The organism is Pseudonocardia bannensis (assembly GCF_012911875.1).
GTDB classification, from domain to species: Bacteria; Actinomycetota; Actinomycetes; order Mycobacteriales; family Pseudonocardiaceae; genus Pseudonocardia; species Pseudonocardia bannensis.
Genome location: NZ_JAAXKZ010000051.1, coordinates 1 through 19,204 on the forward strand (window position 1 = coordinate 1; position 19,204 = coordinate 19,204).

The 19,204-nt window shown below is 69.3% G+C and carries 17 protein-coding genes and 1 tRNA gene; 11 read left to right on the forward strand and 7 right to left on the reverse strand.

Going from position 1 to position 19,204, the window contains the following annotated elements; genetic code table 11:
- Positions 1–386 precede the first annotated feature (386 nt).
- The 3 genes from HF519_RS15150 to HF519_RS15160 form a co-directional block, all read right to left on the reverse strand.
- Positions 387–1,226, reverse strand: coding sequence for a GGDEF domain-containing protein (locus tag HF519_RS15150; RefSeq protein ID WP_169413615.1), 840 nt, complete (start codon positions 1,224–1,226; stop codon positions 387–389).
- A 209-nt stretch (positions 1,227–1,435) separates the two neighbouring features.
- Positions 1,436–2,551: a tRNA dihydrouridine synthase DusB gene (gene dusB, locus HF519_RS15155; RefSeq protein ID WP_281358534.1), complete on the reverse strand. Its 1,116-nt coding sequence runs from the start codon at positions 2,549–2,551 to the stop codon at positions 1,436–1,438.
- A gap of 101 nt (positions 2,552–2,652) precedes the next feature.
- Entirely contained in the window at positions 2,653–3,252 is a 600-nt protein-coding gene (locus HF519_RS15160; protein WP_169413591.1) for a superoxide dismutase family protein, read from the reverse strand.
- A 196-nt stretch (positions 3,253–3,448) separates the two neighbouring features.
- On the opposite strand from HF519_RS15160, the gene HF519_RS15165 reads away from it, so the two are divergent.
- From HF519_RS15165 to HF519_RS30445, 3 genes are all read left to right on the forward strand, one after another.
- A tRNA-Lys gene (locus HF519_RS15165) sits at positions 3,449–3,521 on the forward strand.
- A 784-nt stretch (positions 3,522–4,305) separates the two neighbouring features.
- On the forward strand, positions 4,306–4,887 hold the full coding sequence (locus tag HF519_RS32890; RefSeq protein WP_312860126.1) for a helix-turn-helix domain-containing protein: 582 nt from the start codon (positions 4,306–4,308) through the stop codon (positions 4,885–4,887).
- Positions 4,809–5,405, forward strand: a complete 597-nt coding sequence (locus HF519_RS30445; RefSeq protein WP_312860127.1) for an IS630 family transposase — start codon at positions 4,809–4,811, stop codon at positions 5,403–5,405. Before HF519_RS32890 ends, HF519_RS30445 begins: the two co-directional genes overlap by 79 nt.
- Before the next feature lie 346 nt (positions 5,406–5,751).
- On the opposite strand, the gene HF519_RS15180 is transcribed toward HF519_RS30445, so the two are convergent.
- From HF519_RS15180 to HF519_RS15195, 4 genes are all read right to left on the reverse strand, one after another.
- Positions 5,752–6,360, reverse strand: a complete 609-nt coding sequence (locus HF519_RS15180) for a response regulator transcription factor (protein ID WP_169413592.1) — start codon at positions 6,358–6,360, stop codon at positions 5,752–5,754.
- A 65-nt stretch (positions 6,361–6,425) separates the two neighbouring features.
- A complete protein-coding gene (locus HF519_RS15185) occupies positions 6,426–7,625 on the reverse strand; it encodes a sensor histidine kinase (RefSeq protein WP_169413593.1) in 1,200 nt (399 codons plus the stop codon).
- On the reverse strand, positions 7,577–10,834 hold the full coding sequence (locus tag HF519_RS15190; protein ID WP_169413594.1) for an AAA family ATPase: 3,258 nt from the start codon (positions 10,832–10,834) through the stop codon (positions 7,577–7,579). Before HF519_RS15190 ends, HF519_RS15185 begins: the two co-directional genes overlap by 49 nt.
- Positions 10,835–11,129: 295 nt before the next feature.
- Positions 11,130–11,681 carry a hypothetical protein gene (locus HF519_RS15195; protein ID WP_169413595.1) on the reverse strand — a complete coding sequence of 184 codons (552 nt, stop codon included), beginning with the start codon at positions 11,679–11,681 and terminating at the stop codon, positions 11,130–11,132.
- A 520-nt stretch (positions 11,682–12,201) separates the two neighbouring features.
- On the opposite strand from HF519_RS15195, the gene HF519_RS15200 reads away from it, so the two are divergent.
- Genes HF519_RS15200 through HF519_RS15235 form a run of 8 tightly spaced genes read left to right on the forward strand, consistent with a single transcriptional unit; the run spans position 12,202 to position 19,174 of the window.
- The gene (locus HF519_RS15200; protein ID WP_169413596.1) at positions 12,202–12,963 is read left to right on the forward strand and encodes an SDR family NAD(P)-dependent oxidoreductase; all 762 of its coding nucleotides are present in this window, start codon (positions 12,202–12,204) and stop codon (positions 12,961–12,963) included.
- 30 nt (positions 12,964–12,993) lie between these two features.
- On the forward strand, positions 12,994–13,335 hold the full coding sequence (locus tag HF519_RS15205; RefSeq protein ID WP_169413597.1) for a Rieske (2Fe-2S) protein: 342 nt from the start codon (positions 12,994–12,996) through the stop codon (positions 13,333–13,335).
- Complete coding sequence (locus HF519_RS15210; protein ID WP_211170062.1) at positions 13,332–14,210, forward strand: VOC family protein; 879 nt, start codon at positions 13,332–13,334, stop codon at positions 14,208–14,210. The genes HF519_RS15205 and HF519_RS15210 overlap by 4 nt, the downstream gene beginning before the upstream one ends.
- A gap of 46 nt (positions 14,211–14,256) precedes the next feature.
- The gene (locus HF519_RS15215; RefSeq protein WP_169413599.1) at positions 14,257–15,114 is read left to right on the forward strand and encodes an alpha/beta fold hydrolase; all 858 of its coding nucleotides are present in this window, start codon (positions 14,257–14,259) and stop codon (positions 15,112–15,114) included.
- A gap of 6 nt (positions 15,115–15,120) precedes the next feature.
- Positions 15,121–16,023, forward strand: a complete 903-nt coding sequence (locus tag HF519_RS15220) for an acetaldehyde dehydrogenase (acetylating) (RefSeq protein ID WP_169413600.1) — start codon at positions 15,121–15,123, stop codon at positions 16,021–16,023.
- A 1-nt stretch (position 16,024) separates the two neighbouring features.
- On the forward strand, positions 16,025–17,062 hold the full coding sequence (dmpG, locus tag HF519_RS15225; protein WP_169413601.1) for a 4-hydroxy-2-oxovalerate aldolase: 1,038 nt from the start codon (positions 16,025–16,027) through the stop codon (positions 17,060–17,062).
- On the forward strand, positions 17,049–17,879 hold the full coding sequence (locus HF519_RS15230) for a 2-keto-4-pentenoate hydratase (RefSeq protein WP_169413602.1): 831 nt from the start codon (positions 17,049–17,051) through the stop codon (positions 17,877–17,879). The genes dmpG and HF519_RS15230 overlap by 14 nt, the downstream gene beginning before the upstream one ends.
- Positions 17,876–19,174, forward strand: a complete 1,299-nt coding sequence (locus tag HF519_RS15235) for an aromatic ring-hydroxylating oxygenase subunit alpha (protein ID WP_169413603.1) — start codon at positions 17,876–17,878, stop codon at positions 19,172–19,174. Before HF519_RS15230 ends, HF519_RS15235 begins: the two co-directional genes overlap by 4 nt.
- Positions 19,175–19,204: the final 30 nt, after the last annotated feature.

A 19,204-nucleotide genomic window follows, 5' to 3' on the forward strand; every position in this document is an offset into this window, starting at 1 on the left:
GGGGTGGGGTACGGTCCCCCGCCGCCGGGGGGCCGCCGGGCGGCCCGGGCCGGCGAGGCGGCCGAGGCGGAGCGGTCAGGCCGTACCGGTCGAGCACACCGTCGACCGGCCCGGCCGATTCCTCGGCCGGGGCGCGATGCCGGCCGCGCGACGGCCCGGCGTGGTTCGGCCACGACTCCGCGGCGGGCGCGGCATCCTCGTCGTCGTGTGACGGTCGGGCAGCCCATGGGCCGGGGGCGCGTCGAGGGTCTGAACCGCCCTGCACGCCACCTCCCCGCACGCGCGAAAGGGCGGATCGGGCCGCAACCGGCCCCAGCATCCGCCCCCCTTGTCGGGATCCGAGCTTACGTAGCGGGGTCGCGGAGAGCGCTCGGGGGTGCCGGGGTTCAGCCGGTCGTACGCGCCGGCTGCGGGATGGACCGGCGCCTCCCGGCGGCCCCGGCCAGCAGGACCCGGCCGGAACGCTCCGCTCGGAAGGCGACAGCGTTGCGGCCCGCCTGCTTGGCGGTGTAGAGCAGCTCGTCGGCCTCCCCGATCAGCCGCTCGACCTCGGCGCGCCGGCCCGCCGAGTGCGCCACCCCGATGCTCACGGTGACCCGGAGGGCGCTGTGCAGTTCCAGCCACGGATGGCGATAGATGCGGTGCCGCGCCGCCTCGCAGATGTCGACCGCCTCGGCGAGGTCGCGGCCGGGCAGGACGAGCGCGAACTCCTCGCCGCCGTAGCGCGCGCAGAACGCCCCCTCGGGCAGCCCGGCGTCGAGCTCGGAGACCAGCCGCTGCAGCACGCGGTCGCCGAACAGGTGCCCGTAGGTGTCGTTGACCTGCTTGAAATGGTCGATGTCGACGAGCGCGACACAGATCCCGGTGGTCCGGACGGTCGGGTCGTCGAGGTCGTCGAGGTCGTCGAGCAGGGCGGCCAGACGCTCGTCGAGGTAGCGCCGGTTGTAACTGGCGGTGAGGCTGTCGCGGCGGCTCTGCTCGCGGGCCTCGGCGTGCTCGCGGCGCAGCCGGTCGAGCTCGTCGGGGGTGGCGGGGCCATGGGCGCCACCGACCGTCGCACACTGGCCGTGCAGCAGCCGGACGGCGACGCGCAGGTGGCCGTACGCCTGCTCCCAGCGGCCCTCCTCGGCGAGCTTCTCGGCGGCTGCGGTGTGCTGCGCGGCCAGGGCGCCGGGCGGTCCGGCATGGACGGCTGCCGGGGGGTCCGCGCCGAGGACGGCGGTCATGTCGTCGGCGCTCAACTCGCCGTGCGTCAGCGTCCCCACCGATCGAGCCACCACGTCCGCCACCGGATCACCCCCCCACTGCTGGTGATTTCGACGTGACTGGTGGGGCTCTTGAGGCCTCGGAGACGGCAGCACCCGTTCGTTCGCGCTTCCACCCGACCGGGCGAGCGGTTCCGTACGGTCCGTCGAGGACGGCTTCCGGACCACTGTCACCCGCCGGAGTGGGCCAGCTCGGCGCCGAAGGGGACCGACGCGTCCTCGGGGTCGTCGAGCCAGTGCTCGGGCAGCACCACGCGGCCCGGCGAACCCTGCCGTCCGCGCGGGCCGTCGGCCTCGGCGGGGAACTCCTGGTCCGGGTCGAGCATCGCGAGCAGCTCGTCGAGCTCGTCCAGGCTGCCCACCAGGCCGAGGCGTTGGCGGATCTCGGGGCCGACCGGGAAGCCCTTGAGGTACCAGGCGATGTGCTTGCGGATGTCCCGGATGCCCTTGTGCGTGCCCATGTGCTCGCAGAGCAGCACGGCGTGGCGGCGCAGCGTCGCGGCGACGGTGCCGAGCTTGGGCGGGGTGGGCAGCGGGCGGCCGGCGAACGCGGCCTCGAGGTCGCCGAACAACCAGGGCCGGCCCAGGCAGCCACGGCCGACCACGACCCCGTCGCAACCGGTCTGAGCGACCATCTCCAGGGCGTCGGCCGCGCTGAAGATGTCGCCGTTGCCCAGCACCGGAAGCTCTGCGGGAAGGCTGTCGCGCAGCCGGGCGATGGCCGACCAGTCGGCGGTGCCGGAGTAGCGCTGGGCCGCGGTGCGGGCGTGCAGTGCGACGGCGGAAACCCCCGCGTCGGCAGCGATCCGGCCCGCGTCGAGGTAGGTGTGGTGCTCGTCGTCGATGCCGATGCGCATCTTGACGGTGACCGGGATCCCGGCGTCTGTCGCGTTGTCGACCGCGGCCTTGACGATGGCCTCGAACAGCCGCCGCTTGTACGGCAGCGCAGCGCCACCGCCACGGCGGGTGACCTTGGGGACGGGGCAGCCGAAGTTCAGGTCGACGTGGTCGGCCAGGTCTCGCTCGGCGATCATGCGGACCGCGGCCCCGATCGTCGCCGGGTCCACGCCGTAGAGCTGCATCGAGCGCGGGTGCTCGTCCGGGTCCATCGCGATCATCCGGAAGGTCAGCGGGTTGCGTTCGACCAGCCCGCGCGAGGTGATCATCTCGCAGACGTAGTAGCCGGACCCCTGCTCGCGGCACAGCCGGCGGAACCCGGCATTGGTGATGCCGGCCATCGGGGCCAGGACCACCGGGGTGTCGACCTGGTAGGGGCCGATACGCAGCGGTGCCGCTACCCGTCGCGGAGACGGTGTGGCGGCGCCGTTGTTCTCGGTGCTCTCGCCGAGCAGGTCCTGCACGCTCACAGGATCGTATTGTCCTTGACTCAGAAGTCCACGGTGACGCAGGCTGCCCGGTCGCCGGCGGTGCCGGCCTTGCCGGGCTCGGTGGCTGTGTGGTTGGAGTGCACGACGACCGACTGCGGGTGCGCCCCGTCGGTGAAGTCCCAGTTCACCGTGGAGGTCGCGGTGGCCTTGCCCTCGGCGTCGGTCTCGAAGTCCAGCCAGATCTCGTTCTGCGGGTTCGCGTAGGCCGGGTCGACGCTGGGCGTCACCGGGTCCTTCTCGTGCTGGAAGTGCGGGCCCGAGTCGGCCGGGGCCGCGCCGCAGGCCTTCGTGTGGGCGTGCGCGCCGTAGTGCCGGTTGGGCACGAGTCCGGTGAGCTCGAGGGTGACCGTCGACGTCCCGTCCCCGGAGCTCGAGGTGACCTTGGCCGTGGCCCCAGCCGGTACCAGCTCCGGCAGGTAGGTGATCGCGGCCCCCTGACCCTCCGCGAAGGTCGCCTCGACCTCCGCGTCCCGGTTCGTGCCGGTCGCCGATGCCGATGCCGATGCGCCGCCGCTGGCGGGCGCCGTCTGACCGCCCGAGCAGGCGGAGAGCGCGAAGAGGGTCAGCAGGGTCGCGGCAGGGACACGGAGGCTTCGCATGCCGACAGAGTCCCACATTTCACCCTCAGTCACACTTGGTGACAGCAAGTTACTGCGCCACATCGGGTGTCAGGGTTGATGCGGATCGTCGGGGATGGTTCGGTCATCCAGTGCCGTCCCGGTGGGTCCGGACGGCCCTGGCGCCGCACGTCGTACCCTGTCGGGGCAGCGAAGTGCGCAAGCACGCAGTACGCCGGGGCCTCTAGCTCAACCGGCAGAGCAGCGGACTTTTAATCCGCGGGTTCGGGGTTCGATCCCCCGGGGGCCCACTCTTGACCTGCGGCCAACGGTGCGGCGTGACACGACGTCGTCGCCTCTGGTCACGCTGGTTGACAGGATTTCGCGTCACGAGTCGTGTCACGGGCCCCCGTGGGGTCGATAGGTCATCGCCGCGGGCGATGCCCTCTTGGACAGGTGGCGTAGGTCCGGACGGCGAAGGCGACTCGCGACGCGAGCTCCAGGCCGTCATCTACGCTGCGGGCGGCCAGCTCCTTCGGGTCGACAGGTGGGCCGTGTTGAAGGTGGCTGCCGCCGCACCCGACCAAGCCGGTCGGCTACACGCGGGTTGACGTTCTCAGCTGGGTTCACCGGCCTTGGGCGGCGGCCACGGGCTGGGCCGGCGCGGCGGCGATCGGGCGCTCACCGCCGGTATCGGCTCCGAGGCGGGCACGTCCGGGATGGCGGCCAGCGTCTCCGGACCTCATCGACGGCATCCTCGGCCGGGACGGGAGTGGTCCGCGATGGTCTCAGCCCGAAGTCGGAACAGGCCGGCGACGGGTCGGCCCTCCGGCTCGGTGGGCGGAACGACGCAAAGGACGACAAGTCCCAATTGCTGTACTGCCTGGAGGCCAGGCCATCCACGGGCCATTCTCCGCGGTCAGTAGCGGTCAGTAGCGGTCAGTAGCGGTCAGTAGCGGTCAGTAGCGGTCAGTAGCGGTCAGTAGCGGTCCGTAGCGGGACTTCTAGTGGCTCGACACGCAACGTTGGTCGGGTAATTGATCTCGCTGGTCGACCCGGTCACCCTGCCTGCACGTCGAGTGCGGGAGGTGAGGGGTGGCGCGCAGACCGAGCGTGTTCGTCCGGCCGCTGTCCATGGACGAGGGCCGCAAGCTACAGCGGATCACTCGAACCTCGAAGGACCCGGTTCGGATGCGCCGGGCGATCGTGGTGATGATGTCTGGCCAGGGCCAGACCGTCCGGGACATCACCGCGTTGCTGCAGGTCAGCGAGGACTACGTGCGTGATGTGATCCACGCGTTCAACGAGCGGGGGTTCGACGCGCTGGACCCAAAATGGAGCGGGGGACGGCGCAGGAAGATCGGTAAGCAGGTCCGCGAATGGATCTGCCTGATCGCCCGCACGTCCCCCGCCGAGTGCGGCTTGACCGGCTTCTCCACCTGGTCGCTGGCGAAGCTGCGCGACTACCTGCTGGCCGAGGGCATCGTCGCCGAGCTCAGCCGCGAGACCCTGCGCGGAGATCCTGCACGCCGGCGGGATCTCCTGGCAGACCACCACCACGTGGAAGGTCTCGCCGGACCCGGAGTTCATCGGCGAAGGTGCGCCGGATCCTCGCCCTCTACGACCACCCACCCGCCGACGGCCGCGTCGTCTGCGTTGACGAGTTCGGGCCATTGAACCCGCTCCCGCGGACCGGCAAGGCGTGGCGGCCCCGGCGCCGCCCGCGCAGGTTGCGGGCGACCCACCACCGCTATGACGGCGTGATGCACATGCTCGCCGCGCTGGATCTGGCCACCGGCAAGCTCTTCTACCGGATCCGGGCGCGCAAGCGATCGCAGGAGTCCCTCGACTTCCTCAAGGCCCTGCGGGCTCGCTGGCCCGGCGAGAAGCTCTACCTGATCTGCGACAACTTCTCCCCGCACCGCCACCCCGCCGTCCGCTCCTGGTGCGCGGTCAACGAGATCGAGTTGGTGTTCTTGCCGACCTACGGGTCGTGGCTGAACTGGATCGAGGCCGAGTTCGCCGCGCTACGCTACTTCGCCCTGGGCGGCACCGACCACCGCAGCCATACCGAGCAGAACGCCGCCATCGCCGGCTACGTCCGCTGGCACAACGGCCGAGCCCAACCCAAGGTCAACTTCGCCACCGACTCACCGATCCGGACCTGGACCGATTACCCGGCCAAGGCTGCATGACAAGCCACTAGGTGATCCATCACCCCAGCTCAGGCCCAAAGCTGGGCGGGGCAGGCTGAATCCCAAGCTGCTATTGACCGTCCGGGAGCAGCCTGTGTAGCGGTTCCGGCCCCTTCTCGCGCGTCCCGCGGTGTGCAGGCGACGGGATCTAACAGCAATTTGATCACCGCTGAACCAATTTGACCTCGCCATAGCTGCCTCGTAATGCGCTGGTCGGCCTGCCGGACGGAGGCGCGCCATGCTTGGCGGGGCGTCCGCCGCGACATTGTCGATGTCAATAAAATCGGGAGCACTCCAGTGCTCGTTACGGGCCAACGGAAGAAGGGTGCTCGCGGCTTGGTTCGGGCTACAGAATTCCCTGGAGCTTGGCCACGCGAATCAGATCTGATCGACTGCCGACGTTAAGCTTGCGGCCGAGCTGAGAGCGATAGGTCTCCACGGTTCGGATGGAAAGGTGCAGGACCTTGGAGATCTCCGCATTGGTATGGCCGGCTGCCAGAAGTTCCAGGACATCTCGCTCGCGGGCCGTCAGGTGCGACGAGGCCGCCTTCTGCTCCGCAAGGAACTCCGGGACGTACTGCCCGCCCAGGGACACCACCCGGACGGCTGCAGCGAGGTCATCGGCGGCTGCGTCCTTGGTGACGTACCCGGAGGCCCCACGTGCGAATGCGGCCTGGACGAAGGAGCTCTCCTGATGCATCGACGCCATCAAGATCTTCGTCGCCGGGCACTGCTCTCGGAGGATCTCGATCCCATCCAGCCCGCTCTTCCCCCCGTGCAGCGAGATATCGAGGACGATGACGGTCGGTGTCAGCTCGACGGCGAGTTGTGCAGCTTCGTCGAGCGACGAGACGTCACCGACAACCTGGATGTCGATTTCGTCGTCGAGAATTCGCTTGGCTCCTTCTCTGAACATCCGATGGTCGTCACACAGCAGCACTTGCAGCTTCTTCATTTCTTGCTTTCGTCGTGAGGTATATTCGTATCTGCGTCTCGGTCCGTTGCGCCCGAGAAGCCCGTCTAAGTCGGTAGCGTGGCGCTGACCACCGTTCCCGCGCCAGGATCGCTGTGGATGGATACGCGGCCGCCCAGGACCGCGGCCCGCTCCCGCATGCTGGTCATGCCGAAGCCACCTGAGGTGCTCGTGGCAGGAAGCCCGGTGCCATCGTCCTCGATGGTCGCCGACAATGTCGAATCGCTCAGCGTCAAGGTGATGGCGCAGTGCATCGCGTCCGCGTGTTTCATCACGTTCGTCACGGCTTCCTGGACGATTCGCAGGCACGCGACCTGAACAGGATGTGGCAGGTCGTCGTAGGAGAGCTCACGGTCGCTGGCCGCGATGTCGCACGAATAGCTGATCGTCAACGGGTTGCGTGCCTGACGGCGCTCCACCAGATCACGAAGGGCGGCCGGCAGTCCCAGTTCGGCCAGGGCCGGGGCCGACGTTTCGTAGACGAGGTCGCGCACGACCTCGTTGCACTCCCTCAACTGCTCGTAGATCCACGTCACCGCGTCCCGTGGCGGCTTGATATCCAAGCGAGCGAGGCTGTTCTGCAATCGCCGGGCCTCCATCAGAAGAGCTGAGAGGCGCTGGCCGACGTCGTCGTGGAGCTCCGCGGCCAGGCGCGTCCGGAACAACTCCTCGCTCACCATGAGCGAGGTCGACATGGCATCGGCCATGTGTTCCGCGGCCAGTACTCGCCGGAGGCATTCGCGGGTCAGCATCGCCACTTGCCGATTCTGGGCGGACCAGGGAGCACTGCGTTCCCGACGTGCCACCAGCACAGAACCAGTGCGGCCCGGCACCGGTAGCACCAGGAAGGTCGCCCAACGGGGTGGCCGGGTCTGGAACCGGACGCAGGTGAGGTCCGTTTGCCGGCGCAGATGCCCCTTCGCGCGAAGCCACTCGAGGTCGTCGTCGCTCATTGAGCCGGCGACGACACGCACGGGACCGTGAACCGAGCTGCCCGCTTCGATGAACGCAGCGTCGTCCACGTGGACCGCCGCCACCAGCAACGAGACGATCGTGGCGATCGCGGTCCGGGTGTCGTCGCTGTTTCCGCCTTCCTCCGGCAGGGTTCGTGACAGGCTCGGTTCCAGGCCGTTGTGTGTTGCCGAGCCCGCGAGAACGGGTGCGGACGTGGTACCGGTACCGAAGAGCCGTCGACCGATCATCGCGCGGAGCCCGAAAGGAACGCGTGCCGGATCACCGACGGCCATTGCTTCACCTCGTACCTGACATGCTCGCGTTCAGCTTGATAAACGCTGCTCGCTGTGGCGGCGACGACGGTGCGTACCGCCGCCCGCACCGCCCACCGTCTGGACTCGACGCTTCGGGGCGGCGAGCCCTCGGCCCGCCATCGCGCTACTGTTGCGCGCCAGGACAGCACCGGCACCACGTAGGAGTTGACCATGCGGCGGCGGCGGATCTCCGTGGCTGCGTGGTTCAAGACGTCGTCCGCTTCCTCGAGATGGTGGGCGCCGAGGAGCCCGATGGCGCGTGCGAGCAGGTGGGTGAGGGTGGACTGCACGTCGAAGTCCGGGCCGGGGTCCGCTCCCGCCGCCTCGCCGACGTCCTCGCCGTCGCAGGCCAGCGCCCGGATGAAGGTGGCGCTGACCGAAGCCTGCCGGTCGCCGATTGCCTCGGCCAGCCGGTGGACGAGCTCGGCCTCCCGGGCTGCCGCCTCCCGGTCGCCCAGCCGGTACAGCGCGATCGCCCGGTGCCATCGAGAGGTGTGGGCCTCCCACCGGTCCGCGGTGCGGTCGAAGCGCTCCACCGCCGCGGTCAGCAGCGCGATCGACCGGGGGTAGTCGCCCGAGGCGACGAGCGCGACGCCGTACAGGTGCAGGGCGTGCGCCTCCCCCCACTCGTCACCGGCCTGCTTGCGGATCGAGACAGCCCGGGCGCCGTAGCGGGCGGCCCGCCGGGCGCGTCCGAGCAGCGCCCCACACAGCACGGCGTGCGTGGCGTAGGCGTGGGCGCGTTCCGGCCCGTCGACCGCGCAGTGCCGCGCCACGGCCATCTCCCGTCCCTGGGCCCAGAGCGCGCGGATGCTGTTGTGGAACCACCAGCAGTAGGCCAGGTTGCCGAACACGGCCGCCTTGAGGGCGGGGTGCTCGGAATCCCGGGCGTGCAGCTGGTGCGGGGAATGGCGACCGAGGCTCAGCCTGGCGACCTCCTTGACGGAGGCGAGCAGGAAGCTGCGATCGTCGCGTGGAAGGGGCTCGCCCAACGCCTGCAACGCCTGCAGGAAGTACTGCTCGGCCTCTTCCAGACTCCCGGTCTTGAAATGCGTTTCTCCGAGTAGGCGGAATATCTGCGCGCGGGCGACCACATCGGAATGAGCGCATCGCGACAAGGACCTCTTGAGCGTGGCGACGGCTTCGGCGTAACAACCGTCGAGCATGAGGACCTCGCCCATCTCCCGGAGGAGGTCGGCAGTTTCTCGGACTGCGATGGCGAGCTCGTAATACTCGCGGGCCGTGCCCAGGCTGTAGCGATGCCGTGCGGTCCGGGCCGCGGTGACCGCGTGCGGGAACGCAGCGGCCATGTCGCCCGATGCGGCGAGGTGGAAGGCGAGGTCGAACTCGTCGGTATGGCCGAGTGCGATCATCGCGCGTGCGACCTGCCGATGGATCTCGGCCAGCGGGACGCCCGCCTCGTCGGCAAGCGCCTCCTCACGGACGGTGTCGTGTGCGAACACGAAATCCCGGATCCCTGGGCCTCGTGACCTGGGTTGGCTCTCCCGATGCTCGTGCAGCAACCCGCGGCGGGCCAGTTCGGACACGACGGTCGCGCACCATGCCACGGACTTCCCCGAGGCGCCCGCGAGGATGTCCATCCGGCCCCGAAAACCGATGGCGGCGGCCACCTTGAGGACCGAGCGCAGGTGGGACGGCAACGACCGGACCCGCCCGGTGAGCACCGCTGGTGGAGCCGGCAGGCGCCCCCGGCTCTCCCAGCCATTGGGCCCGGGCACGACCGCGCCGCTGTCGGTCAGGAAGCGGATGGCGTTCTGCGCCATCAGCGGGCTGCCGCCCGCCCATCGGATCACGCCATCGACGACGGCGTCGTCGACCCGCCCTGCCATGGACGTTAGGATCGATCGCACGGCGTCGGGCGGCAGCGAATTCACGCGCACGACGTGTTCGGTCTCGATGGCGGGCATCCGGTCCTCGGGGTCGGCTGCCCCTCGGCGAACAAAGATCATGACGACTCCGCGGCCGATCTTCGGTGCGACGTCGGCGAGGTGCCCGAGCAGCAGGATGTCCTCGCGTCGCGCGAAATGGCAGTCGTCGATGATCACGAGCAGCGGGTTCTCGGCGGTTGCCAGCTGGCTCAGGCTCGTCGCCAGCCGGCGCGCCGCCTCGTCCGGCCGCAACGCCCCCTGCAGCCGCATGTCACCGCCGCCACCGAAGCCCTCGGTTCCGTCGGCGAAGGCGGATTGTTGCTCCTCGTCGCCGTCGAAGCGGGTTCCCGGCTCGCCCCCGCGGGAGCGCTGTAGCGCCTCGACGAAGGAGGACAGCACGACATGCGGCCGGGATGCGACCGCCGGTTCGCTCTTGACGTAGATGACCCTGGCGGTGTGCTCCGCCTGCGCCCACCGGGAGAACTCCTGCAGGAGGCGGGTCTTCCCGATCCCGGCAGGACCCTCGACGAGCACGGTCTGCGTCCGCTCGGCCTGGGCATATCCGAGCGCTGCGATGAGCTTCGACCACTCGGCCGGCCGGGCGGCGAACGCGGCCGGACCGAGTTCGGGTCGGAGGTCTTGGGAGCCGATGCTGACATCGGCGAGGCGGCCCGAACGGCACGCTTCGGCCAGCTCCTCGAGGTCGCGGACCGCGGCGGTGAGCACGTTGTACCCGCCGTCGAGGCCGGCGAGGCGCCCCAGGGTCATCCGCACGAACAGGTTCAGCTGCTGGGTGAAGGCCGTCGTGGCGGGCGGTCCTGTCGCGAGGACGCGCTCGAAGGCCTTGAGCAGCAACGAGGCGAGGCAGGACACATCGCCGGCCTGGGACTCCGGGCTCGGTATGACCATGGCGGTCGGCGCGCCCTGGACCTTGTAGTCGAAGATGCTCGACAGACGGGCCAGCCCGTGGTCGACGAGAGCGACGTGCCCGGCCGAGACGACGAGGTTGGAAGCCTTCACGTTCCCGTGGGTCAGGCCCGTCGAGTGCAGGAAGCACAGGTTCTTCACGGCGACGACGGCGACATCGAGGAATCGGCTGAGCTCAGTGGGCGGGTCGGCAAGCCACTCGTCGAGGGTCTGCCCCGCCACGTAGCGACGACTGATGAAGGCGACCCGGTCCGAGCGGAAGAGCTCCAGGCGCGGGACGTCCGCTCGCGCGCCGGAGGCCTCGTTCCCGAGCCTGCGTCCCGCATCCTCGAAGTACGCCATGACGTCCTTGTCGAGGCGGCGGGCGGGCATGACGCGAACGAATGCGGGTGCGCCGAGTGAGAGGTCGTCGGCGATGAGAGCCCCCGATTGCTGGCCCTTCGCGAGAACCTGCCGCGCTCGAAATCGTTCGGGGAGGCGGTTCCATCCGGTCATTCGCTGACCTCCCGTGGCAGATGGGGGGTCCGAGACGCTGTTACCGGACGCCGGCCCCCGATGTCTGCGGACAACTGCACAACGTTCGGGAGCCGGTTGGGATACGAGGGGAATGGGGAGCACCGGCCTGGAGCGATTCAGCGGGCAACGGTGGCCGACCCGCAGGCCCGCCTCAGTCGCGGACAGGGGAGGAGACGAGATCGCTGCCGTCCGGAATGCACGTCGTACAGGCGCTGAACCCTTCCTCGTGCGCCTCTTCGAGGGTGATCTGCTCGTCGGCGTGGCTGTTCAGCAGTCTGCATTCGGGCGTGTGATAGCGCCGACGTCCGGGCACGACGTGCACGATCCGGGCTTGAATCGGGTCTTCGACCCCGAGGTCGGCACCGCTCTCGACGGCAGCACGTTCCGGCTCTTCCGCGGACGCCGCATCGTCGCAGGGCGACGAGTGCACTGACGTGCCTGAGGACGCAGTTCCTCCCGACTCCCCGGCCGGCGGGCCGGGCTGTTCATCGGCGCCGGGCTCGCCGGGGCCGACTTCGTCCGCGAGCCTGCCCGGTACCTCGGCGCTGCGCGCTCCTCGCCGCTTCCGGATGCTCGCGAACGCCAGTACGGCGATGCCGAGCAGGCTGACCCCGAACGCCACGTAAGTCACCGTGATCTCCGCAAGAACGACGCCGAGAACGAGGCAGGCAAACGCGACGGCCACGAGTACGGCGATGAGCATTCCAGGTCTCCCTCTGTGGGTGGTGGGTCGCCATGACGTTCTCGACGGTCGATGACCCCGGCTGGGTCCGCTGCGGTGATGTCGCGCGATCCGCGGAAGGACCGGAATCCCGGGACAGGGAGCGAGCGCCAGGCGGCGTCGGGGCCGGCCGGACCACCCGCGGAGGATGGCAGATCGGCATCTTGAGCCGCCGAGCGCTCCGGGCGCAAGCCCTGGGAAGCCGTCGCGCGACGGGATTTCCGAGATCTCCCAGGGGCGCGCGGTTACGGAGCGTTTCCATCAGGGCCTGCTCGCGACCAGCGCAAAGGCGCTGAATTGGACTTCTGAACCGCCCTCGACTGCGGGGAAGTCGGGGTCAAAGGTCACCCCGAGTCACGTAGTTACCACGGAGGCGCGGTGACTCGCGTCACCGCCATGGTGCTCTCCCAAGGGCGGCGGTGCCGCGGCGCCAGGTGGGCGCCGACCCGTGGACCCGGCGATGGCGAGGGACGGTCTTCCCTCGGGAATAGGAGCGTGCAAGGTGGCGGATCGGCTCGCGGTGGTGAGCGGGGGGACCTACGGCGTGGGTCGCGCCGTCGTGTTCGGCCTGCTCGAGGACGGATTCCGAGTCGCGACGTTCAGCAACGACGGCGGGCAGGTCAAGGACCTGCAGGCCGAGTTCGGCGGCCGGGAGGACGTGCTCGTCGAGGAGGCCGATGTCCGGGACCTGACCCAGCTCGAGAACTTCGTGGAGCGGGCGACCGGACGGTTCGGGCCAGTGCGGGCATTGGTCAACAACGCTGCCGTGCGTCCGACCGGTTCGGTGCTGGACACCAGCGAAGAGACCTGGGACGTCACCGTCGACGTCAACCTCAAGGGCCAATTCCTGCTGTGCAAGGCCGCGGTCCCGTCGATGATCGAGGCCGGCGGTGGCTCCGTGGTCAACTTCTCCTCGGTCTCCGCGTACGGCGGTGGCGCCCACGTCGCCTATGTCGCCTCGAAGGCGGGCGTTCTCGGGCTGACGAAGGCGCTCGCGTACGACCTGGCGAAGCACCGCATCCGGGTGAACGCCATTGTTCCCGGGTTCATCCTGTCCGGGATGTCGGAGCCGATGGTCGCCCACCGGCCCGAGATCCTCGAGGTCGTCAAGGGGATGAACGCGCAGGGCCGGGTCGGGATGCCCGAGGACTACGCCCGCACGGTGCGCTTCCTGCTCTCCGATGCCGCGGACATGATGTCCGGCGCAGTTCTCGACGTCGGCCTGGTCCCGGGCGTGTTCCCGGACGACGCGGCCTTGTTCTGACCGGCACACGACATCGAAGAGCTGCAAGAGATGACGGAGCGTGCGGCCCTGCGTGCGGGCTGGATTCCGGTCTGCCCGACCGAACAACTCGCGACGGACGGACGGGCAGCGGTCGATCTGCCTTCCGGCGAACGTTGCCTCGTCTTCAACGTCGAGGGGGCGCTCTACGCGGTCAGTGCCACCTGCTCGCACCGGGCGCTGAGCATCGAAGGCGGGCCGGTACAGGGCACCACCATCGTCTGCCCTTGGCACAAGGCCCGTTTCGACATGGCCACGGGGAAGGGCACCCGCCCGGCCCGCGAGCCGCTGAAGACGTTCGCTGTCGCGGTGATCGACGGAACTGTCTGCGTACATGAGAAAGAAGGCGAATGATGAAGGTCCGGTCCATCGGCTATGTCGGGATCAACGCCACAAACGTGCCCGCGTGGCGGGATTACGCGCACGACGTCCTGGGTGTGCAGTTGCGCGCGGACGCGCCCAAGGACGGCCTCCTGCTGAAGACTGACGACTACCGCTGGCGCATCGCCGTGCACCAGGCGGAGGCCGACGGCTTCTCCTACGCCGGGCTGGAGCTGCCCAACGCACAGGCCTTCCAGGACGCGATCGAGGAGCTGCAGCAGTCGGGAGTGGCCGTCCGGCTCGGCGACGACGAGGAGCTCAAGGCCCGATCGGTCGGCGGCATGGCCGTCATCAACGACCCGGCGGGCAACCGCCTCGAACTCTACTACCGGCCCACCATCGACTACAACTTCGTGTCCCCGCACGGGGCGAAGTTCGTGACGGGCGACATGGGCTTCGGTCACGTGGTTTTCCTGATCAACGCCGAGCAGTACGAGCAGACCCAGGACTTCTACGTCCAGCAGCTCGGATTCCGGGTCTCGGAGTACACCACGCTCGGACCGGTCGAGGTCTGCTTCCTGCACTGCAACCGCCGGCACCACTCCATCGCGCTCGCCCGGGGCCCGTTCACCGCCTGCCAGCACATCATGCTGGAGGTCGAGGAGATCGACATGGTCGGCCGCGCACTCGACCGGGCGCAGGACGCCGGAGTGCCGATGAGCACCACGCTCGGCCGGCACCGCAACGACCACATGCTCTCGTTCTACATGCGGACGCCCAGCGGGATCGACCTCGAGTACGGCTGGGGAGCGCGCGAGGTGGACGAGGACACCTGGGTCGTCTCGGACTGGGAAGGCGGCGACGTCTGGGGCCACCGCGGCCTCGAGTCGCTGGCGCAGAGCGACTAGCCGAGCCGGCATCCACAGAACACACCGCGCTATCACAGAGGACGGCATGTCAGAGAACACGGTTGAGCTGGACGTTCAGGAGCGGTTCGTGGACGTCGCGGGGCTGAAGATCCACGTGAGCGAGGTGGGCACCGGGGAGCCGATGGTGCTGTTGCACGGCGGCGGGCCGGGCGCCTCGGGAATGAGCAACTTCCGGACGAACCTGCCCTACCTGGGCGCGCGCTTCCGGCTCATCATCATCGACCAGCCGGGCTTCGGCTCCTCCTCGAAAGCCCTCCCGGAGGGCGAGTCGTACTGGAAGTTCTCCGCGCGAGTCGTCAAGGAGGTCATGGAGGGAGCCGGCGTCGCCAAGGCGCACTTCCTGGGCAACTCCCTGGGTGGCGGCACCGCGCTGCGCTTCGCGTTGGACTACCCGGAGATGGCCGACCGGCTGGTGCTCATGGGCCCGGGCGGCGGCTCGGTGAACATCCTCACCCCCGGGGACATCGCGGGCGGCGTCGACCGCGCGGTGCGCCGATTCTACGAGTCGCCCTCCGTGGAGCGGATGCGCGAGTTCGTCGACGTCATGGTGTACGACTCGAGCCGCGTATCGGACCAGGTCCTCGAGGAGCGGCTGCAGGCGGCGACCGACCCCGAGGCCATGGCGTTCATGCTCAAGCTGTTCCGGGCACTGGGCGCGGACCCGGAAGCCGAGCTGTGGAAGCACGTGGACCGGATCCGGCACCGCACCCTGCTCGTCTGGGGCCGCGAGGACCGGGTACTGCCGTTCGACAGCTCCCTGCTCATGTTCCACCGGATGCCCGACGTGCGCCTCGTCGCGTTCTCCGAGTGCGGCCATTGGGTCCAGTCGGAGAAGCAGCAGGAGTTCGACCGCCTGGTGGCCGACTTCCTGACGGCCGAGTAGGAATCGATGGACCTGAGCAGTCCGCAGGCCGTCGAACGGCCCCTCCGGGTCGCGATCCTCGGTTCCGGCAACATCTCCACCGACCTGATGTACAAGGTCCGACGCGAGCAGTCGCTGCAGTTGATCGCGATGGCGGGCATCGACCCCGGCTCCGAGGGGCTGCGGCGGGCCGCCGACCTCGGTGTCCCGACCTCGGCTGACGGGATCGACGGGTTGTTCGACCTCGACGACCTGCCCGAACTCGTCTTCGACGCCACGTCCGCGCGCGCACATCTCGCGCACGCCCCGCGGCTGGCCGACGCGCAGATCGCCAGTGTCGACCTCACGCCGGCGGCGATCGGCCCGATGGTCATCCCGGCGGTGAACGGCGACGAGCACCGCGACGGCATGGAACTCAATCTGGTGAGCTGCGCTGCCCAGGCGACGGTGCCGCTGGTGGCCGCCGTCGGGCGCGCCGCGCGGCACCTGCGCTACGCGGAGACGGTGTCGACCGTCGCCAGCGCCAGCGTCGGCCCGGGGACCCGTCAGAACATCGACGAGTTCACGCACAAGACGCGCAAGGCGATCGAGACGCTGGGTGGTGCCGAGCGCGGCAAGGCGATCGTCATCCTCAATCCGGCGGAGCCGCCCCCCTGCATGCGCAACACCCTCTACGCCGAGGTGGACGGTCTGGACGAGGACCTCCTCGCCGTCGAGGTTGCGCGCATGGTGCAACGCGTCGAAGCCTACGTGCCCGGCTACCGGGTCCGGGGCCCGGTGATCGACGGCCGGAAGGTGACGCTGTTCAACGAGGTCGAAGGGGCCGGCGACTTCCTCCCGACGTACGCCGGGAACCTCGACATCATCACGGCAGCCGCGGTGCGGATGGCCCGCCAGCGGGTCGCCGCCGGCGCGGAAGCGAGGGTGTGAGATGGAGCCTGCAGCCGGTACCCAGGTCACCTACCTGGACACGAGCCTTCGGGACGGCAGCCATGCCGTGGACCACGACTTCTCACCGGAGCAGGTCCGCCGCGTCGTGGCCGGGCTGTCCGCCAGCGGCGTCCGGTACATCGAGGTCGGCCACGGCGCGGGGCTCGGTGGATCGTCGCTGCTCCAGGGGCGCGGGAGCTACTCCAACACCGAACTGTTCGACGCCGCGGCCGCGGTGATCGGCGACTCCACCCTGTGCACGTTGATGTTGCCCGGCGTCGGGGTGATGGACGAGGTGCGCGAGGCGGTCGAGCACGGCGTCGGCGGGGTGCGGGTCGCCACCCATGTCACCGAGGCCGACGTGGCCGAACAGCACCTGCGGCTGTGCCGCGATCTCGGACTGCGGACCTTCGGCTTCCTGATGATGACGCACCTCGCCGCACCGGAGGTGGTCGCGGAGCAGGCGCGGATCATGGAGGAGTCGGGCGCCGAGGTGGTCTACCTCGCCGACTCCGCCGGCTACATGACCGAACAGGGCGTGCGCGACCGCGTCGCCGCCGTCCGGGCGGCGATCTCGGTCGAGATCGGCCTGCACGCCCATAACAACCTCGGACTTTCCGTGGCCAACAGCCTCGCCGCGATCGACGAGGGGGCGTCGTTCATCGACGGCTCCCTCGGCTGTCTGGGCGCCGGTGCCGGCAACACGCCCGGCGAGGTGTTCAGCGTGGTGACCAGGCGTATCGGGCTCGAAACGGGCATCGACGAGTGGCGCCTGATGGACGTGGCCGAGGACGAGGTGCGTCCCCTGATGCGGTTCCCGCAGGTCATCGACCGCACCAGCCTGGTGCTCGGGTATGCCGGGGTGTACTCCAGCTTCCTGCTCAAGGCCAAGGCGGCGGCCGCCCGGTACGGGGTCGACGCCGGCGACATCCTGCTGGAAGCGGGCCGGCGGGGTGCGGTCGGCGGGCAGGAGGACCTGCTCGAGGACATCGCGTTCACGATGGCCCAGAACCGGGAGGTGCCCGTTGCCACCGCTTGATGAGCTGGCTCGTGCGGCCCTGTCCGAGGAGCTCTGGAAGGCGGAGTGCGCCTCCACGCCGGTGGCACCGCTCACCGAGCGGTACCCCGGGCTGGGCCAGGATGACTCCTACGGCATCCAAGCCGGGGTGGCCAGCATCCGCGAGGACCTCGGACACCGGGTCGTTGGAAAGAAGGTCGGCCTGACCAGCCCTGCGATGCAGGAGATGGCCGGGGTGCGCGAGCCGGACTTCGGGCAGCTGTTCGACGTCATGGAGGCGGCCGACGGCGACGACCTGGAGCTCGACTCGCTGATCGCCCCCAAGGTCGAGCCCGAGATCGCCTTCGTGCTCGGCAAGCGGCTGGAGGGACCGCTGGTCACGCCCCGCCAGGTGCTGGCGGCCATCGACTTCGTCGCCCCGGCGCTCGAGATCGTCGACAGCCGCATCGCCGACTGGCGGATCCGCTGGCACGACACGGTCGCCGACAACGGATCGTCGGCCCGCTTCGTGCTGGGGGACCGGGCGTTCTCTCCGCGAGGTGTCGATTTCGAGGCGCTGACGGTGGTGGTCGAACGCAACGGCCGCGCCGTGGCGAACGGATGCATGCGCGACGTGCTCGGCAGCCCGCTGCGCTCGGTGTGCTGGCTCGTCCACAAGCTCGCGACGCACGGGATCGCCCTCGAGGCAGGTGACGTAGTCCTGCCGGGCTCCCCGTGTCGGGCGGTGGACGCCGGCGATGGCGACGTGTTCCGCGCCGATTTCGGGGCGCTCGGATCGGTAGCCCTCGGTTTCGTCCGACGGGGTGCCCAGCAAACGGAGGAGAGGAGGCCGCAATGACGATCGGTTACAGCGGCGTCGAGAAGATCGACGACTTGATCGACGCGGATCAGGGTTTGGTCAGCCGGCATGTGTTCTCGGATCCGGCGATCTATGAGATGGAGCTGCAGCGGATCTTCGCGCGGTGTTGGCAGTTTCTCGGGCACGAGTCGCAGATCCCGCGGGCCGGGGATTTCGTGAGTGCGTATCTGGGTGAGGACCCGGTGGTGGTGGTCCGGCAGGACGATGGGTCGATCACCGGGTTCTTGAACGTGTGCCGGCATCGTGGGATGCGGATCTGCAAGCTGGATGCGGGGAACGCGGCTGGGTTCTCGTGCAGTTATCACGGGTGGGCGTATGACCGGCGGGGCAAGATCGTGGATGTTCCGTTCGGGGAGATGTATGCGAACGCCCCGTTGGATGAGGGCTGGGCGGCGGTGCCGGTGGCCCAGGTGGCCAGTTACAAGGGATTGATCTTCGGGACGTTCGATCCGGAGGCGCCGTCGCTGGTGGATTACCTGGGCGATATGGCCTATTACCTGGACGTGTTGGTGGACCGTCGGGAGGGCGGCACCGAGCTGGTCGGCGGCGCCAACAAGTGGATCATCGACAGCAACTGGAAGTACGGCGCGGAGAACTTCGTGCAGGACGGCCACCACGCCTTCTCCTCGCACGTGTCCGCGCTGATGGCCGTGCAGCCCGATGACGCCGAGATGATGGACTTCCCCGAGGGCTTCACAGTCCGACCCGGCGGCGGTCACGGGCTCGTCGCCTTCAACGGGCCGGCGCTCGAGCTGACCACTCGCGATGAGCTCCTCCTCAAGTACCACCAGGAGGTCGTGCGGCCGGAGTCGGCGCGCCGTCTGGGTGCCGAGCGCGACGCCATCCACAACGTCGGCGCCTTCACGATCTTCCCCAACTTCTCGTTCCTGACCGGCTTCCAGACGATCCGGGTGTGGGTGCCGCGCGGTCCGCACCACATGGAGGTGCGGTCCTGGACGATCGTGGACCGGGACGCGCCGCAGGAGGTCAAGGACGCGCAGTTGCGGTTGGTGCGGACCACGTTCAGTCCCAGCGGGCTGCTGGAGCAGGACGACGGCGAGAACTGGTCGATGTGCCAGGACACGCTGCGCGGCTACGTGTCCCGCCAGCTGAGCTCCAACGTGCGGATGGGCCTCGGGAGCCCGCTGGACGCCGACGCCAAGGGCCCCGGCCGGGTGATGCAGGGCTGGAACGAGGAGCCGGGCCGCGGTTTCTTCGAGCGCTACCGCCAGATGATGTCCGAGCCGACCTCGCGGGTCTGGCTCGACAAGTGAGGGCCAGGACGGGATCAGCAAGGGAGGAGT

Excerpts from the sequence above, each read along its gene's own strand:
- HF519_RS15190 (WP_169413594.1), bottom strand. The coding sequence starts at position 10,834 with ATGCCCGCCCGCCGCCTCGACAAGGACGTCATGGCGTACTTCGAGGAT.
- HF519_RS15160 (WP_169413591.1), bottom strand. The coding sequence starts at position 3,252 with ATGCGAAGCCTCCGTGTCCCTGCCGCGACCCTGCTGACCCTCTTCGCG.
- HF519_RS15215 (WP_169413599.1), top strand. The coding sequence starts at position 14,257 with ATGTCAGAGAACACGGTTGAGCTGGACGTTCAGGAGCGGTTCGTGGAC.
- HF519_RS15180 (WP_169413592.1), bottom strand. The coding sequence starts at position 6,360 with ATGAAGAAGCTGCAAGTGCTGCTGTGTGACGACCATCGGATGTTCAGA.
- HF519_RS15185 (WP_169413593.1), bottom strand. The coding sequence starts at position 7,625 with ATGGCCGTCGGTGATCCGGCACGCGTTCCTTTCGGGCTCCGCGCGATG.
- dmpG (WP_169413601.1), top strand. The coding sequence starts at position 16,025 with ATGGAGCCTGCAGCCGGTACCCAGGTCACCTACCTGGACACGAGCCTT.
- HF519_RS15150 (WP_169413615.1), bottom strand. The coding sequence starts at position 1,226 with ATGACCGCCGTCCTCGGCGCGGACCCCCCGGCAGCCGTCCATGCCGGA.
- HF519_RS15235 (WP_169413603.1), top strand. The coding sequence starts at position 17,876 with ATGACGATCGGTTACAGCGGCGTCGAGAAGATCGACGACTTGATCGAC.
- HF519_RS15210 (WP_211170062.1), top strand. The coding sequence starts at position 13,332 with ATGATGAAGGTCCGGTCCATCGGCTATGTCGGGATCAACGCCACAAAC.
- HF519_RS15220 (WP_169413600.1), top strand. The coding sequence starts at position 15,121 with ATGGACCTGAGCAGTCCGCAGGCCGTCGAACGGCCCCTCCGGGTCGCG.
- HF519_RS15205 (WP_169413597.1), top strand. The coding sequence starts at position 12,994 with ATGACGGAGCGTGCGGCCCTGCGTGCGGGCTGGATTCCGGTCTGCCCG.
- HF519_RS15195 (WP_169413595.1), bottom strand. The coding sequence starts at position 11,681 with ATGCTCATCGCCGTACTCGTGGCCGTCGCGTTTGCCTGCCTCGTTCTC.